At 71.7% G+C, this 15,169-nt stretch carries 15 protein-coding genes and 1 rRNA gene; 4 read left to right on the top strand and 12 right to left on the bottom strand.

Annotated features, from left to right (window positions below):
- Together FNH05_RS15170 and FNH05_RS15165 are read right to left on the bottom strand one after the other, a co-directional pair.
- On the bottom strand, window positions 1-611 hold a 611-nt coding region (locus FNH05_RS15170; RefSeq protein WP_144588659.1), incomplete at its 3' end, for an NUDIX domain-containing protein.
- Window positions 608-2,305: a CTP synthase gene (locus FNH05_RS15165; RefSeq protein WP_144588658.1), complete on the bottom strand. Its 1,698-nt coding sequence runs from the start codon at window positions 2,303-2,305 to the stop codon at window positions 608-610. The genes FNH05_RS15170 and FNH05_RS15165, both read right to left, overlap by 4 nt.
- Window positions 2,306-2,402: 97 nt before the next feature.
- On the opposite strand from FNH05_RS15165, the gene aroA reads away from it, so the two are divergent.
- The gene (gene aroA / locus FNH05_RS15160) at window positions 2,403-3,683 is read left to right on the top strand and encodes a 3-phosphoshikimate 1-carboxyvinyltransferase (protein WP_144588656.1); all 1,281 of its coding nucleotides are present in this window, start codon (window positions 2,403-2,405) and stop codon (window positions 3,681-3,683) included.
- Between the two features lie 37 nt (window positions 3,684-3,720).
- Here the strand turns inward: aroA and FNH05_RS15155 are convergent, their stop codons facing one another.
- Window positions 3,721-4,554, bottom strand: a complete 834-nt coding sequence (locus FNH05_RS15155; RefSeq protein ID WP_144588654.1) for a helix-turn-helix domain-containing protein — start codon at window positions 4,552-4,554, stop codon at window positions 3,721-3,723.
- A 115-nt stretch (window positions 4,555-4,669) separates the two neighbouring features.
- Between FNH05_RS15155 and FNH05_RS15150 the strand changes: the two genes are divergently transcribed.
- Both FNH05_RS15150 and FNH05_RS15145 read left to right on the top strand, forming a co-directional pair.
- Entirely contained in the window at window positions 4,670-5,734 is a 1,065-nt protein-coding gene (locus FNH05_RS15150; protein ID WP_144588652.1) for an aldo/keto reductase, read from the top strand.
- A gap of 115 nt (window positions 5,735-5,849) precedes the next feature.
- The gene (locus FNH05_RS15145; RefSeq protein WP_144588650.1) at window positions 5,850-6,038 is read left to right on the top strand and encodes a hypothetical protein; all 189 of its coding nucleotides are present in this window, start codon (window positions 5,850-5,852) and stop codon (window positions 6,036-6,038) included.
- 15 nt (window positions 6,039-6,053) lie between these two features.
- On the opposite strand, the gene FNH05_RS15140 is transcribed toward FNH05_RS15145, so the two are convergent.
- The 8 genes from FNH05_RS15140 to FNH05_RS39280 form a co-directional block, all read right to left on the bottom strand.
- The gene (locus tag FNH05_RS15140; protein ID WP_144588648.1) at window positions 6,054-7,001 is read right to left on the bottom strand and encodes a copper transporter; all 948 of its coding nucleotides are present in this window, start codon (window positions 6,999-7,001) and stop codon (window positions 6,054-6,056) included.
- The gene (gene steA, locus FNH05_RS15135; RefSeq protein WP_144588646.1) at window positions 6,998-8,182 is read right to left on the bottom strand and encodes a putative cytokinetic ring protein SteA; all 1,185 of its coding nucleotides are present in this window, start codon (window positions 8,180-8,182) and stop codon (window positions 6,998-7,000) included. Before steA ends, FNH05_RS15140 begins: the two co-directional genes overlap by 4 nt.
- A gap of 121 nt (window positions 8,183-8,303) precedes the next feature.
- On the bottom strand, window positions 8,304-10,112 hold the full coding sequence (gene recN / locus FNH05_RS15130; protein ID WP_144588644.1) for a DNA repair protein RecN: 1,809 nt from the start codon (window positions 10,110-10,112) through the stop codon (window positions 8,304-8,306).
- 50 nt (window positions 10,113-10,162) lie between these two features.
- A complete protein-coding gene (locus tag FNH05_RS15125; protein ID WP_144588642.1) occupies window positions 10,163-11,074 on the bottom strand; it encodes an NAD kinase in 912 nt (303 codons plus the stop codon).
- Window positions 11,071-11,883, bottom strand: coding sequence for a TlyA family RNA methyltransferase (locus FNH05_RS15120; RefSeq protein ID WP_144588640.1), 813 nt, complete (start codon window positions 11,881-11,883; stop codon window positions 11,071-11,073). Before FNH05_RS15120 ends, FNH05_RS15125 begins: the two co-directional genes overlap by 4 nt.
- A 3-nt stretch (window positions 11,884-11,886) precedes the next feature.
- On the bottom strand, window positions 11,887-12,099 hold the full coding sequence (locus FNH05_RS15115) for a hypothetical protein (RefSeq protein ID WP_144588638.1): 213 nt from the start codon (window positions 12,097-12,099) through the stop codon (window positions 11,887-11,889).
- A gap of 9 nt (window positions 12,100-12,108) precedes the next feature.
- A complete protein-coding gene (locus tag FNH05_RS15110; RefSeq protein WP_144588636.1) occupies window positions 12,109-13,134 on the bottom strand; it encodes an HAD-IIA family hydrolase in 1,026 nt (341 codons plus the stop codon).
- Entirely contained in the window at window positions 13,121-13,864 is a 744-nt protein-coding gene (locus FNH05_RS39280) for a tetratricopeptide repeat protein (protein ID WP_246127751.1), read from the bottom strand. The genes FNH05_RS15110 and FNH05_RS39280 overlap by 14 nt, the downstream gene beginning before the upstream one ends.
- Window positions 13,865-13,978: 114 nt before the next feature.
- Between FNH05_RS39280 and FNH05_RS39275 the strand changes: the two genes are divergently transcribed.
- Complete coding sequence (locus FNH05_RS39275) at window positions 13,979-14,692, top strand: hypothetical protein (protein ID WP_246127750.1); 714 nt, start codon at window positions 13,979-13,981, stop codon at window positions 14,690-14,692.
- A gap of 352 nt (window positions 14,693-15,044) precedes the next feature.
- On the opposite strand, the gene rrf is transcribed toward FNH05_RS39275, so the two are convergent.
- A 5S ribosomal RNA gene (rrf, locus tag FNH05_RS15100) occupies window positions 15,045-15,161 on the bottom strand.
- Window positions 15,162-15,169: the final 8 nt, after the last annotated feature.

The following is a 15,169-nucleotide window of genomic DNA, read 5'->3' as shown; positions in this document are numbered from 1 at the left end:
GTGGTGGGCCGGTCGGGCCAGGGGGCGTCGGCCCCCCGGGCCGGGAGCCCGCCCGTGAGCACCGCGTGCGCGGCGAGCACACCGGCCACCGTGGACCCGTTGACCAGCTCCCCCGCCAGCGCCATCCGGACCGCCTCCGGCAGCGGCACCCGGCGCACCACCAGGTCGGCCTCCTCGTCGTCGTGACCGAGCGGGTCACGGTCCACAACGGACAGTTCGCGGGCGAGGAACACGCGCACCACCTCGTCGGTGAACCCCGGCGAGGCCGCCACGTCGACCAGCGTGTCCCACCGTGCCGCGGTCAGCCCGGCCTCCTCCGCCAGCTCCCGGCGGGCCGCCTCGACCGGGGACTCCCCGTCGGCGTCGAGCAGCCCGGCGGGCAGTTCCCAGATGCGGCGGCGCAGCGGGTGCCGGTACTGGTGGATCAGCGTGAGCGAGCCCTCGTCGTCGAGCGCGGCGATCGCCACCGCACCCAGGTGCTCGACCACCTCGCGGCGGGCCACCGTCCCGCCCGGCATCACCACGTCGTCCACCCGCAGCCCCACCACGCGTCCGATGTGGACATCGGTGCTGGACACGACGGGGAAGTCGTGCGCGCCCGGTTCGGTCACCGCACGCTCGCCGTGGGCTCGGGCAGCTCCACCGGCAGCCGGTCCGCGGTGCGGTACTTCACCGCCGCGGCGATGAAGGCGTCGAACAGCGGGTGCGGCCGGGTCGGCCGGCTCTTGAGCTCGGGGTGCGCCTGGGTGCCCACGAAGAACGGGTGCACCTCCTCCGGCAGTTCCACGAACTCCACCAGCCGGTTGTCCGGCGAGGTGCCGGAGAACACCAGGCCCGCCTCGGAGAGCCGCTTGCGGTAGGCGTTGTTGACCTCGTAGCGGTGCCGGTGCCGTTCGGACACCTCGGTGGTGCCGTAGGCCTTGGCCACCTGCGACCCCGGCAGCAGCTTCGCCGGGTAGGCGCCGAGCCGCATGGTGCCGCCCATGTCCCGCTCCCCGGCGATGACGTCCTTCTGGTCGGCCATCGTGGAGATCACCGGCTCGGTGGTCTCGTCGAACTCCGCGGAGTTGGCACCTTCGATGCCCGCCAGGTTGCGCGCCGCCTCGATGACCATGCACTGCAGGCCGAGGCACAGCCCGAGCACCGGGATGCCGCGGGTGCGCGCGTAGGTGATGGCCCCGATCTTGCCCTCGATCCCGCGCACGCCGAACCCGCCCGGCACCAGCACACCGTCCACACCGGACAGGGCGTGGGCGGCGCCGGAGGGAGTGGTGGCCTCGTCGGAGGCGACCCAGACGATCTCCACCTTGGCCCGGTGCGCGAACCCGCCCGCACGCAGCGCTTCGGTCACCGAAAGGTAGGCGTCGGGGAGGTCGATGTACTTGCCTACGAGCGCGATCCGCACCGTTTCGGTGGGATTGTGCACGCGCTCGAGCAGATCGCCCCACACCGTCCAGTCGACGTCACGGAAGGGCAGGCCGAGCCGCCGCACGACGTAGGCGTCGAGCGCCTCGCGGTGCAGGACCTTCGGAATGTCGTAGATGGACGAAGCGTCGGGGCAGGCGATGACGGCCTCGTTGTCCACGTCGCACATCAGCCCGATCTTGCGCTTGAGGTCCTCGGGCAGGTCACGGTCGGCCCGGCAGACCAGCGCGTCGGGCTGGATGCCGATGTTGCGCAGGGCCGCCACGGAGTGCTGGGTGGGCTTGGTCTTCAACTCGCCGGACGGTGCCAGGTAGGGCACCAGGGACACGTGCAGGAAGAAGCAGTTGTCGCGGCCGATCTCGTGCCGTACCTGGCGGCAGGCCTCCAGGAAGGGCAGCGATTCGATGTCGCCGACGGTGCCGCCGACCTCGGTGATGACCACGTCGGGGCGAAGGCCCGTGCCGTCGGACTCCGCGACGGCCATGATGCGCCGCTTGATCTCGTCGGTGATGTGCGGGATCACCTGGACGGTGTCGCCGAGGTACTCCCCACGTCGTTCCTTGGCGATGACCTCCGAATAGACCTGCCCGGTGGTGACGTTGGCCGAGCCGGAGAGGTCCCGGTCGAGGAACCGCTCGTAGTGGCCGATGTCGAGGTCGGTCTCGGCGCCGTCCTCGGTGACGAAGACCTCGCCGTGCTGGAAGGGGTTCATGGTGCCCGGATCCACGTTCAGGTAGGGATCCAGTTTCTGCATCGTGACCCGGAGGCCACGGGAGGTGAGGAGTTGACCCAGGCTCGAGGCGGTGAGTCCCTTACCCAGTGAGGAGGCGACGCCTCCGGTGACAAAGACATACTTGGCTGTCCGCGGCTGAAGTCCCACGGGCTTCCACCCTATCGCACCCTGCCCCGGACGTTCGCCTGCCTCACCGGCATAGTTCGATGTCGACAGCAGGTTTCCCCGAGGAGGAGAAGCATTCGTGGCCGGAAACACAGCGAACACGTGGTCGGCACCGGTGGCGTCCGGCCCGCTGGAGGCGGGCGTGCGCGTCCCCGGCTCGAAGTCGATCACCAACCGGGCCTACGTCCTGGCCGCGCTGTCCGCGGAGCCCACCCTGGTGCGCAGGCCGCTGGATTCCCGGGACGCACGGCTCATGCTGGGCGCGCTGGCCGCGCTCGGCGCCACCACCGAACCCGGCGGGGAGAACGTGCTCGTCCGGCCGATGGCGCCTTCGGGTACCGATCCGGTCTCGGTCGCGCTCGGCAACGCCGGAACGGTCGCGCGGTTCACCCCGGCGCTGGCGGGCCTGGGCTCGCGGCCGGTGCTGTTCGACGGGGACGAGGCGATCCGGCGGCGGCCGATCGCCCCGCTGCTGCGGGCCCTGACCGAACTCGGCGCGGACATCGACGACGGGGGCCGCGGCGCCCCGCCGTTCACCGTGCGGGGCCACGGCGGCATCGCCGGTGGCAAGGTGGAACTGGATTCCCGCGCCTCCAGCCAGTTCCTGTCGGCACTGCTGCTGGCGGGCCCGTCCTTCGGCTCGGGTGTGACGGTGCGCCTGATCGGCGGCGCCCCGCCCAGCGAACCGCACATCGCGATGACGCTCGACCTGCTGCGGCGGTTCGGCGCGGCCCCGGAGCGCTCCGGCACCGAGTTCCACGTGCCGCCCGCCCGGCTGTCCTGCCCCGACTACACGGTGGAGCCGGACCTGTCCACGGCGGCGCCGTTCGTGGTGGCGGCCGCGGTGGCCGGGGGCCGGGTGCGCCTGGAGGGCTGGCCCGAGGAAACCACCCAGCCGGGTGACTGGCTGCGGGGGCTGCTCACCGAGCTGGGCCAGGGCGTCGAGCTGGACGCCGGGGGCCTGACCGTCACCGGTACCGGCAGCATTCCCGGGGCCCGGCTGGACCTGCACGAGGTGGGCGAGCTGACCCCGGTGGTGGCGGCGATGCTGTGCTTCGCCGAGGGGCCCTCCGTCATCTCCGGCGTGGCGCACCTGCGCGGGCACGAAACCGACCGGCTGGCCGCACTGGCCACCGAGCTGTCCGGCCTGGGTGCCGGGGTCACCGAGACCGAGGACGGCCTGGAGATCACCCCGGCCCCGCTGCACGGCGGCGTCTTCCACACCTACGAGGACCACCGGCTCGTGATGGCCGCGGCGGTGCTGGGCCTGCGCGTGCCCGGCGTGCTCGTCGAGAACCCCGCGACGGTCGGGAAGACCTTCCCCGGTTTCACCGGTGCCTGGGGGGCGATGCTCGCCTGAGGCCCGGGCCGGTCCGGCAAGGTGGTGGATCTCGGCATCACCCCGCGCACAACCGGTCCAATGCCGACCGGCTCTCGTCGTCCGCGGCACGGTAGATCAACAACCGCTGGTCCTGGTCCTGAAGCGGCATGAGCACTTCGAAGTCCAGGGCGATCACACCGGTTTCGGGATGCCGCAGTTCCTTGCGCCCGCGGCCGTTGACCTTGACGTCTCGCTCACCCCACCATCGCGCGAATTCGTCGTCACGAGTGATGAATTCGGCGATGAGGTCGGTCAACGGCCGATCCTCCGGATGCGCGGCCCAGGCGGCACGCAGGTGCGCGATCCCCTCTCGCACGACGCGTTCGCGGTCGACGTAGAGCTCACGCATCGCCGGATGCATCAGGCACAACCACATCGCATTGCGCTGTGACGGCGGCAGGGCGCCGAAATCCAGGAGCAGCCTCGCCATTTCGCCGTTCCAGGCCAGGATGTCGTAACGGTGGTTCATCAGCATGGCCGGCAGCGGCGACAGGTCGGCGACCAGCCGGGCCAGCGGCGGCGCCGCTGTCGTGGCGAGCTTGCCGTCGCCGCGGGGGCGCTGCTGGGCCAGGCCGAAGAGATAGGCGCGTTCGTCGGGAGTCAGGCGCAGCGCCCTGGCCAGCGCTTCCACCACGTCCGCCGAGGGCCGCAGGCCACGGCCCTGTTCCAGCCGCACGATGTAGTCGGTACTGATTCCGGCCAGCTCGGCGACCTCTTCGCGGCGCAGTCCCGGGGTCCGCCGGGCCTGCCGTCGCAACGGCAGGCCGAAATCGAGTGGGTCGAGACGTTCGCGCCGGGTCCGCAGGAACGCGGCCAGCTCTTGTGTCGTCTCCACGGTGCGAGTGATCACGTTCGAGCCAACAACCCGGGTAGGACAGGTGTTCCCAGGAAATTCCTTCCCTTATCCCCGGCTCGCGGCGGCCGCAGACTTGTTTTCGCCAACGATCACAAGCACAGGAGGCACGATGTCGCTCACCCTCGACACCTACCGGCTGCTGGGCCGCTCCGGGCTGCGGGTCTCACCGCTGGCGCTCGGTGCGGCGACCTTCGGCACCGAGTGGGGCTGGGGCGCGGAGCAGGACGATGCGCGCAAGTTGTTCGACCTCTACGTCGAGCGCGGCGGCAACTTCATCGACACCGCCAACACCTACACCAATGGCAGCTCCGAGCGCATGCTGGGCGAATTCACCCGCGACAACCGCGAAAGCCTGGTTCTGGCAACGAAATACACCACGCTGCGCCGGCCGGGCGACCCGAATTCCGGAGGCGCTCACCGCAAGAGCCTGTTCACGTCGGTGGAAGCCAGTCTGCGACAGCTGAACACCGACTACATCGATCTGCTCTACCTGCACGTGTGGGATTTCACGACGCCGGTCGAGGAGATCCTGCGCGGCATGGACGATCTGGTCCGGCAGGGCAAGGTCCTGTACGTGGCGATCTCCAACACCCCGGCCTGGCAGGTGTCGCGCATGCAGGCGATCGCCGACCTGCGCGGCTGGTCGCCCCTGGTCGCGCTGCAGATCGAATACAACCTGGCCGACCGCGCCGGGGAACGAGACCTGATCCCCATGGCACGCGAGATGGGGCTGGGTGTGATCCCGTACTCGCCGCTGGCCGGCGGGGTGCTCACCGGCAAGTACAGCCGTGCCGACCTGGCCGCGGCGAACGTCGCCTCCGGCGACGGCACCCGCAAGAGCTTGAACTTCGCCCTGGGCACGCTCACCGAACGCAACCTCGCCATCGCCGAGGTCGTGAAGGAGGTCGCCATGGAGCTGGGCCGCACCCCCGCCCAGGTCGGACTGGCCTGGGTCCTGCGGAATCCGGGCGTGACGGCACCGATCATCGGCGCCCGCACCCCGGCGCAGCTGGAGGACAATCTGGGGGCACTGGAGGTCGACTTCACCGCCTCCCAGCTGGCCCGCCTCGACGAGGCCAGCGCGATCGAACTCGGCGCTCCGCACGACCTGCTCGCCAGTGACCACATCCGTGCTGTGCTCAAGGGCGAGCTGAAGATCGAAACCCGCCACTGACACGGGTCACGGCCGATAGGCTCACCGCATGCGATGCCCCGTGTGCGGTTCGGATCGGTTGAGTCGCCTTGGACAGCTGAGGGTTCCGAATCCGGGGCAGTACGGCCCCGGGCTCATGCGCCTGAAGTTCCGCCGTCCGGGCTTCTTCAAGCCCCAGCCCGAGTTCACCGTCTCCTTCGCCCGCGTCTGCCGGGACTGCGGCGTGCTGCTCCCCTTCCTCGACGAGCAGTCCCGGCGGCGACTGGACGAGACCGCCGAGCAGTTGCTCGAAGTCGAGGACTGGGACGACGACTACCAAGCCTGAGGGGCTGTTCGCGGGTCAGCTCCGGGCGGGCGCGACACCCGGCGCCGGGGCCTGGGCGTTGCCCGCGATGCCGTACCGGCCCGCACCCCCGTCGAGCTGTTCCTTCAACGCGAGGATGGTCGCGATCCGGCCCGCCGCCGTGTTCACGTTGTCCACAGTGGACAGCACGGAGGTGGCCGAGGTGTCGGCACGGACGAACCCGATGGCTCCGGTGCCCTCCGCCGAAGCGGGATCACCGGCCAGCACCGTGCCCGCCCCCGAGCGGTCCAGCTGGGTGGCGAACCGGGCGAGGGTGGCGGCGCGGTCCCCCGCGCCGTCCCCGGCGGCCTGCCCGCTGGTGAGGACGACGGCCAGCTGCGCCGGGCCAAGGCCCTGCGTCGCCTTGACGAAACCGCCGTCGGTGAGTCCGCCGATCGCCGCCGCCAGCTCGGCCGAGGTCGACTGCGGCCGCGCGGTCTGCTTGTCGAGCAACAGCACCGATCCGGCCAGCGCCCCGGCCAGGGTGCCGGGGTCACCGGCGGTCGGGAAGGAGGAACCCGCGGGCTGCAGCCGCGTCACCAGTTGCCGCAGCTGGTCCGCTTTGGACGGATCGGTGAACGCCGAGGTCAGCTGCAGCTCGCCGGTCACGGTCGCGCCCGACTGCTGGATCAGCTGCCGCACCGCGTCCCGGTCGGCCGGGCTCGCGGTGTCGGTGGTGACCAGCACGACGGTGCGCTGCTCCAGCGCGCCCTGCACGATCTTCGGCCCCATCGCACCGGCGAAGGAGTCCGCGTCCGTCAGCCGCGCGTCGAGCGCGTTGCGCTGGGCCTGCAGATCGGAAACCTGGCTGGCGAGCTGTCCCTTTTCGCCGGACAGCCCGGACAGCAGCGAACCGCTCAGCGCGGTCGAACCGAGCACTACCCCGACCGCCAGCGCGAGGAACACCGAGGCGACCGAAACGATGTGGTACCGCAGGGAAATCACGCGAAGAACCCCTTGAGCCAGCCGATGAACGAATTCCAGTAGCCGTCCAGCGTGTGCAGGTAGACGCCCCCGACGTTCGAGGTCAGCAGGGCCACGGCGACCACCGCGAGCGCGGCCAGTACCAGCAGCAGCACCGCCGGAAGCGAAACCCGGCTGCGGTGCAGGGCCGCCACCGCCTTGCCGTCGACCAGCTTCGTGCCGAGTTTGAGTCTGGTGAGAAAGGTGGACGGGTTGGAGCCCGACCGGCCGTGGTCGAGGAATTCCCGCAGGGTCGCCTGGAAACCGACGGTGACCACGAGCCCCGCCTCGTGGCGGTCGGCGATGAGCAGGGCGAGGTCCTCCGGGTTCCCGGAGGCGGGGAAGGTCACCGCACCGATCCCGAGGTCCTGGATGCGGGCCAGCCCCGGCGCGTGCCCGTCGGGCTGGGCCGGCACCACGACCTCGGCCCCCGCCTTCAGGGTTTCGGCGTCGATCCCGCTGGGATCCCCGACGATGATGTCCGGCTGGTAGCGCAGTTCGCGCAGCGTATCGGCCCCGGCATCCACGCCGATCAGCACCGGCCGGTGCTCGGCGATGTACTTCTTCAGCGCCTTCAGCTCCGCCGCGTGCCCCTTGCCCGAGGCGACGACCAGGACGTGCCGGTCCCGCAGCGGCACCCGGACCTCGGGCACGCCGACCCCGTCCAGGATGAGCGTGCGCTCCCGGCGCAGGAACTCGATGGTGTTCGCGGAAAACGCTTCCAGTTGCGTGGACATCCCCGCCTTGGCCTCGATCATCTGATCGGCGACGCTCTCCGCGGTCTGCTCGGCGCCGGAGGCAATCCGCCGCTCGCCCGCGTAGAGGACGCCCTCGTGCAGGCGGACCTTGGCGCCGTCCTTGAGCCGGTGGAACACCTCGGCGCCGATCCCGTCGACCAGCGGGATGCCCGCCCCCACCACGATCTCGGGCCCCAGGTTGGGAAAACGGCCGGAGATCGACGGCGAAGCGTTGAGCACAGCCGCGACCCCGGCCTCGACCAGCGCACCGGCCGTGGCGCGGTCGAGATCGATCTGGTCGAGCACGGCGATGTCGCCCGGTCCCACCCGGCGAAGAAGCTCGCGGGTGCGCCGGTCCACCCGGGCCACCCCGGTGATCCCGGGCAGGGTTTCGGTGTGGCGGGTGAGCAGTCCGGTGAGCTTCATGCGAGTGATGGTGACAAACGGGGAACGCAACCCCGGTTTCAACACGCCGTAACAACGGGTGTTTCTGTGCGTGATCTTCCCAGGTCCCTCCCCCGGAAGGGGGGTATTCGAACTGAAAGCGCTACCGCGACGAACCGCGCTTGCGGGTGCTCTTCGACGACCGGGCCCTGCTCTCCTTCTCCGCCGCGAGCTTGTCCGCCTCCGCGACCGCGAGCAGCTCTTCGGCATGGGCGCGGCCGGACTCGGTGCCCTCCATCCCGGCCAGCATCCGCGCCAGTTCCCGCACCCGCTCCGAGGGTTCGAGCGTGCGCACGTCGCTGCGCGTCACCCCCTCCGCGGTGCCCTTGTCCACCACCAGATGCCGGTCGGCGAACGCCGCGACCTGCGGCAGGTGGGTGACCACCAGCACCTGGTGGCTGCGCGCGAGCCGGGCGAGCCTGCGCCCGATCTCCACCGCGGCCCGGCCGCCCACGCCGGCGTCGACCTCGTCGAAGACCAGGGTCTGCACGGTGTCGGCGTGGGCGAGCACCACCTCGATGGCCAGCATGACCCGGGACAGCTCACCACCGGAGGCGGCCTTGTGCACCGGCAGCGCCGGTGCCGCGGCGTGGGCGCACAGCAGCAGTTCGACCTCGTCGATCCCCTCGGAACCGGCGTGCACGAGTTCCCCGTCCACGGTCAGCGCCCGCGGATCGGCGACGTCCGCGGGCCGCCGCTGGACCGTCACCTCGATCCGCGCCTGCCCCATCGCGAGCCCGGCCAGTTCCGTGGTGACCGCCTCGGCGAGTTCCGCCGCGGCCCTGGTGCGCGCCGACGACACCGCCGTCGCCCGCTCCGCCAGCCGGGCCGCCAGCTCGTCGCGCCGCGCGGCGAGCTCCGCCAGCGCCTCCTCCGAAGTGTCCATCGTGGATAGTCGCGCCCGTGCGTCCGCCGCCCAGGCGAGCACCCCGTCCACGTCCGCCGCGTACTTGCGGGTCAGCTTCTTCAGCTCGGCCTGCCGGGCGAGCACCTGCTCGAGCCGTTCCGGATCCGCGTCGAGCCCGTCCAGATACGCGCTCAGCTCCGCACCGACGTCCGCCAGTAGCACCGCCGCCTCGGCGAGCCGCGGCTCCAGCTCCCGCAGCACCGGGTCCTCGGCGGTGGCCAGCCTGCGGCGTGCCTCACCGAGAAGCCCCAGTGCCCCCGGCTGGTCCGGATCCCCGTCGGGCGAGCCGGTCACCGCGGCCTGCGCGGCGCCCGCCGAGGTGCGCAGCTCGTCGGCCGCCGCGAGCCGCTTGACCTGTCCGGCGAGCTCGCCGTCCTCCCCTGCCTGCGGATCGACCGCGGCTATCTCGTCGAGCCCGTGCCGCAGCAGGTCCGCCTGCTGGGCCAGCTCCCGCGAGCGGTTCTGCCGCTGCGCCAGCTCCGCCACCACCGACAGCCACTCTTCGCGGATCTCCTGGTACTCGTGCAGCGGACCGGCCACCGACTCCCCGGCGAACCGGTCGAGCACGGCACGCTGTTCGGCCGGGCGCAGCAACCGCAGCTGGTCGTTCTGCCCGTGCACCGCCAGCAGCCGGTCGGCCAGGTCGGCCAGCACGTTGACCGGCACCGAGCGGCCGCCAAGGTGCGCTCGTGACCGCCCGTCCGCGGTCACCGAGCGGAGGGCGATCAGACTGCCGTCGTCGTCGGCCTCACCGCCCGCGTTCGCCACGATCCGGGCGACGTGCCCGGCGAACACGCCCTCGAACCGGCCCTCGACCACGGCCTTTCCGGACCCGTTCCGCACCTTCGATGCCTCCGCGCGTCCGCCGGAGAGCAGGTGCAACCCGCTGACCACCATCGTCTTGCCCGCACCGGTCTCGCCGGTGACCACGGTGAATCCCGGGTGCAGTTCGAGCAGGGCGTCCTCGATCACTCCGAGGCCCTGGATGCGCATCTCGGCCAGCACGGCCCCCACCGTAGCCGCACCCGCCGACAGAACGACAGCGGATCCGGCGATCAGCGCGGGTGACGTTCCCGCCAGCTCTTCACCGGCAGCGCGAACTTGTGCACCAGGCGGTCGGTGAACGGCCCGGGCGACAGCCGGGCCAGCCGCACCGGGACCCGGCCCGACACCACCCGCACGGCGGCCCCGCCCGGCAGGTCGAAATGCCGCAGCCCGTCACAGGTGAGCACCGCGGGTGAACCGTGCGGGTCCACCCCGACCGTGATCACCGAACTGCGGGACACCACCAGCGGCCGGGAGAACATCGCGTGCGCGTTGCTCGGCACGACCAGGAGTGCCTCGACATCGGGCCAGATGATCGGACCACCCGCGGAAAACGCGTACGCGGTCGAGCCGGTCGGGGTCGCACACAGCACTCCGTCACAGCCGAAGGCGGACACCGGACGCCCGTCGACCTCGATCAGGGCGTCGAGAATCCGCTCGCGGGAGCTCTTCTCCACGCTGGCCTCGTTGAGAGCCCAGGTTTCGGCGACCAGCTCGCCGCCGACGGAGACGCTGACATCGATCGTCATGCGCTCCTCCACGGTGTAGTCGCGGTCGACCACGCGGTGCACGGTCTCTTCGAGCGCGTCGGAATCCGCCTCGGTGAGAAAACCCACCCGGCCCAGGTTCACCCCGAGCACCGGGACCCCGGCCGGGCGCGCGATCTCCGCGGCACGCAGCAGGGTGCCGTCACCGCCGAGCACGAGCACCAGTTCGGCACCGGCGGCCGGGTGGTCGTGCGGTGCGACCAGCGCGCACCGCGCACCGTCGGCGCCCTGCTCGACGAGCTCGCGCACCTCCTCGTCGGTGACCCGCAGGCCGATGCCGGCGGCGGCGAAGCGAGCCGCGACCTTCTGAGCCGCTTCACGGGTGGTCTCCCGGTCGGGGTGCATGACGAGCAGCACCTCGCGATCTCGGTTCACTGAGGGCCCTTTCCGACCGCGATCCGCACCATGTTCTCCACACTGTCCACATCGGACTCCGCTCGGCGCAGCCAGGCGAAGTACTCGACGTTGCCCGAAGGACCGGGCAGCGGGCTGGCCACCACTCCGTGCGCGTGCAGGCCCAGCGCCTCCGCGGCGGCCAGCACCTCGAGCACCGCCTGGACCCGCAGCTCCGGGTCCCGCACCACGCCGCCGCTGCCCAGCCGTTCCTTGCCGACCTCGAACTGCGGTTTGATCATCGGCAGCAGATCGGCCCCTGGCACGGTGCAGGCGGCCAGCGCGGGCAGCACCAGGCGCAGTGAGATGAACGACAGATCCCCGACCACGAGCTCGACCGGGCCGCCGAGCTGTTCGGGGGTGAGGTTGCGCACGTTGGTCCGGTCCAGCACGACCACCCGCTCGTCGGTCTGCAGCCGCCAGTCGAGCAGTCCGCGGCCGACATCCGCGGCGATCACCGTCCGCGCGCCACGGCGCAGCAGGACGTCGGTGAAGCCCCCGGTGGACGCCCCGGCGTCCAGGCATCGCTTCCCGGCAACGGACAGCCCGCGCGGTTCGAACTCTTCGAGGGCGCCCAAGAGCTTGTGGGCGCCGCGAGAAGCCCAGCCGGGGTCCTCGTCGGCGCCGCGTACCACGATCGCCTCGCCGGTCTCCACTCCGGTGGCCGGTTTGGTCGCGACCATGCCGCGCACGGTCACCTTGCCCTCGGCGATCAGCGCACTGGCCTGTTCACGGGACCGGGCGAGGCCCCGGCGGACGAGTTCGGCGTCGAGACGGGCCCTACGGGGCATCGCTCAAACCTTGTCGATGCTGGACAGGGCGAAGGTCAGCTCGGTGTGGACCGCCTCGAACCGGTCCACGTGCCCGGCCAGCGGCACGCGGTCCAGGTTTTCGAGCCCGGCCATCGCCTCGTCGATCCCCGCTCGGGGATCGGCCTGCTGCGGCGCGCCCGGCGGCGGCCCGGGCACCGGGCGGGGTGCCCCACTGAACGGACTTTGCTGTTGCACGGCTCCACGCTAACCGATCGCCGCGGCGCCGGACGCGAGCCCCAGCTCCGCCAGCGCCAGGGCCGCCCGGTCATCGGCCGCGCCCACCTCGGTGTGTCCCGACTCCCACGCGAGACCGCACAGCGCGCGAAGCAGGTCCAGCGCATCAGTGGAGCCGGTGGAGGCGGCGACGAGCCGTCCGCCGTCCACGGTGACCCGCCAGCCTTCCCGCGGCCCCACCGCCAGCGCGCTCGCCGGTTCGATCAGGGCGGTGAGGTCGGCCGCGAGGTAGCGCGGGCGCTCGGCGGGACCCGCCGCGAGCAGCCCGGCCGGGGTGGCCACCCCGGTGAGCACCGCGAGGGAATCGAGCCCGGCGGCCACGGCGCCCGCGATGTCGGTGTCCAGGCGGTCACCGACCACCAGGGCGCGTGCGGCCCCGGCGGAGGCCGCGGCGGTACGCAGCAGCGGGGCCGCGGGCTTTCCGGCCACCTCGGGTTCGGCGCCCGTCGCCGTCCGCAAGGCCATCACCATGGACCCGTTTCCGGGCAGCTGTCCCCGCTCCGTGGGCAGGGTGGCGTCCACATTGCAGGCCACCCACAGCGCGCCCGCCCGGATCGCCACGGAGGCCTCGGCCAAGTGCCGCCAGCCGGTCTCGGTCCAGTGGCCCTGGACCACGGCCGCCACGCCATCGCCTGCCTCGCGCACCGCGCGCAGCCCGGCCGCTTCGACCTCCGCCACCAGCGCGGGTGCGCCGACGACGAGCACCGGTGTCCCGGCCGACAGTCGCTCGGCCAGCAGCCTGGCGCCCGCCTGTGCGCTCGTGCTGACCTCCGCGGCCTCGGCGTCGATGGCCATTCCGCGCAGATTCCCGGCCACCTCACCCGGCGCCTTGGAGGCGTTGTTGGTGACGAACCGGACCCGGTTCCCGCGCTCGCGCAGCTTGCGGACCGTCTCCGCGACGCCGGGGATGGAACGGGCACCGTGGTAGACGGTGCCGTCCAGGTCGAGCAGCATGGCGTCGTACAGCGACGACACCAGGTCGTCAGGCTTGCTCATCCGAGCTGTCATCCTGTCCTTCGACGGGCTCGTCCGCAGGCTTCGGGTTCGCCAGCTCCTCGGCGCGCTCGCCCGCGTCGGTCTGTTCGTCGGTGTCGGCCTCGGCCGCGGCCAGGAACCAGCGCACGGCCTCCTCGCGGCGACCTGCCGCCGCCAGGTTGTCCGCGTAGGCGTAGAACAGCCGCGCGCTCCACGGATCCCGCTTGGCCGGGTCGAGGTCGTCTCCCTGCAGGGAAACCACCGCGGCGTCGAGCTGGCCGAGGTCCCGGCGGGCACCGGCGGCCACGATGCGGAGTTCGACCTCCACCTCGCGCGGCAACGGGCGGCCCGCGACCTCCTTGGCCAGGTCCAGCGCTCGCTCCGGCCGGCCGAGGGCACGCTCGGCGTCGGCGATCACGGCCACATGCTGGTCGGTCCTGGTCATCCGTCGCACGGCCCTCAACTCGGACAGCGCTTCGGCCCAGTGACCGGCGTGATAGGACACGAGGCCGAGCGCCTCACGCACGATCGGCACCCGGGACGCCTTCGTCTTGGCGTAACGGGCGTGCACGAGCGCTGCTTCCGGGTCGGTATCGATCAGGCCACCGGCCGCGACCAGGTGCTTGCCGACGGTCTCGGCCAGTCCTCGCGGCAGAGTGCGCAGGTCCCGCCGCGCTTCCTCGTCGAGGTCGGCGAAGTCGATGTCCTCGGGCAGCTCCGGAGCCTCCAGCAGTTCCCGGGCCAGTGCCACGTCCTCGGCCGTCTGCTCCGCGGGCGAGGCCTCCAGGCCTCGCCGGGGCGCCGGACGGCGCTCCCCGCGCTCGGGGGCACGGCGGCTGTCCTCACGCGGGCCGCGCCAGTCGTCGTGACGGGCCGCGGCGGGCCGCTGGTTCTCGTCACGGCGCTCCCGGAAGCCACCCTGTCGCTCGCCCTCGCGGGCAGGACGGCGTTCCTGGCCCTGGCCGCCGTCGAAGCGCTTGTTGCCGTCCCGGAATCCACCACGACGCTCGTCCTGCCGGAACCCACCGGAGCGGGGGCCGTCGTCGCGGAAGCCGCGACGGTCGGTGTCCCGGGGACCGGCCGACCTCCGATCGTCACGGAAGCCACCCGAGCGACGCTCGTCGCTGCGCGGACCACCAAAGCGCTTGTTCTCGTCGCGGGATCCACCCGAGCGCCGGTCATCGCTGCGCGGACCACCAAAGCGCTTGTTGTCATCCCGGAAGCCACCCGAGCGCCGGTCATCGCTGCGCGGACCACCAAAGCGCTTGTTCTCGTCACGGAAGCCACCAGAACGCCGCTCATCATCACGGCGCGGGCCACCGAAACGACTGCTGTCGTCGCGGGATCCACCGGAACGCCGGTCATCGCTGCGCGGACCACCAAAGCGCTTGTTGTCATCCCGGAAGCCACCCGACCGCCGGTCATCGTCACGGCCACTCCGCGGATTCCCGCGATCGTTGTTCCAGGCGGGCCGGTCCCGGCGGTCACCGCCGGAACGGTCACGGTCCTTGTTCCAGGCGGGCCGGTCCCCGCGGTCTCCTCCTCGCTGGCCCTCGGCCGAGCGGTGGTCTCCGCGTGAAGCGAACCGACGGTCACCGCTGTCGTTGCCTTCGCCGCGCCGGCGATCGGGCCGGCCGTATCCGCCGTCGCGATCCTGCTGACGCGGGCGGCCACCGTTGCCGCGGTCGTACTGCCCCGATTTACCGCTGCCGAACCCCCGCCTGTCACCACGCGGTGCGCCGGTGCGGCGTTGATCGGGACCCGAGTCACGGCGTCGCGGGCGATCGGACGCGGCGTCGCCCTCAAAGTCGCGCCGTCCGAACTCCGCCACTGTTCCTCCTACCAAACTTCGAAACATCTCAAGCTGCACATGCGCAAAGGGCCCGCTAGGATAGCCGGTTGGCTGCCCTAGCGGGCCCTTTGGAAAAGGTGTTCGGCGGTGTCCTACTCTCCCACACCCCTTCGAGTGCAGTACCATCGGCGCTGGTGGGCTTAGCTTCCGGGTTCGGAATGGGACCGGGCGTTTCCCCACCGCCATGACCACCGAAACATTATG

This window comes from Amycolatopsis rhizosphaerae (genome assembly GCF_007713715.1).
In the GTDB taxonomy this organism is placed as follows: domain Bacteria; phylum Actinomycetota; class Actinomycetes; order Mycobacteriales; family Pseudonocardiaceae; genus Amycolatopsis_E; species Amycolatopsis_E rhizosphaerae.
This window is presented reverse-complemented; position numbering and strand designations above follow the sequence as displayed.

Bases quoted from the DNA above. Each gene is read 5' to 3' on its own strand.
- FNH05_RS15150 (WP_144588652.1), top strand. From the start codon at position 4,670: ATGTCGCTCACCCTCGACACCTACCGGCTGCTGGGCCGCTCCGGGCTG.
- FNH05_RS15145 (WP_144588650.1), top strand. From the start codon at position 5,850: ATGCGCCTGAAGTTCCGCCGTCCGGGCTTCTTCAAGCCCCAGCCCGAG.
- steA (WP_144588646.1), bottom strand. From the start codon at position 8,182: ATGAAGCTCACCGGACTGCTCACCCGCCACACCGAAACCCTGCCCGGG.
- FNH05_RS15120 (WP_144588640.1), bottom strand. From the start codon at position 11,883: ATGCCCCGTAGGGCCCGTCTCGACGCCGAACTCGTCCGCCGGGGCCTC.
- FNH05_RS15110 (WP_144588636.1), bottom strand. From the start codon at position 13,134: ATGAGCAAGCCTGACGACCTGGTGTCGTCGCTGTACGACGCCATGCTG.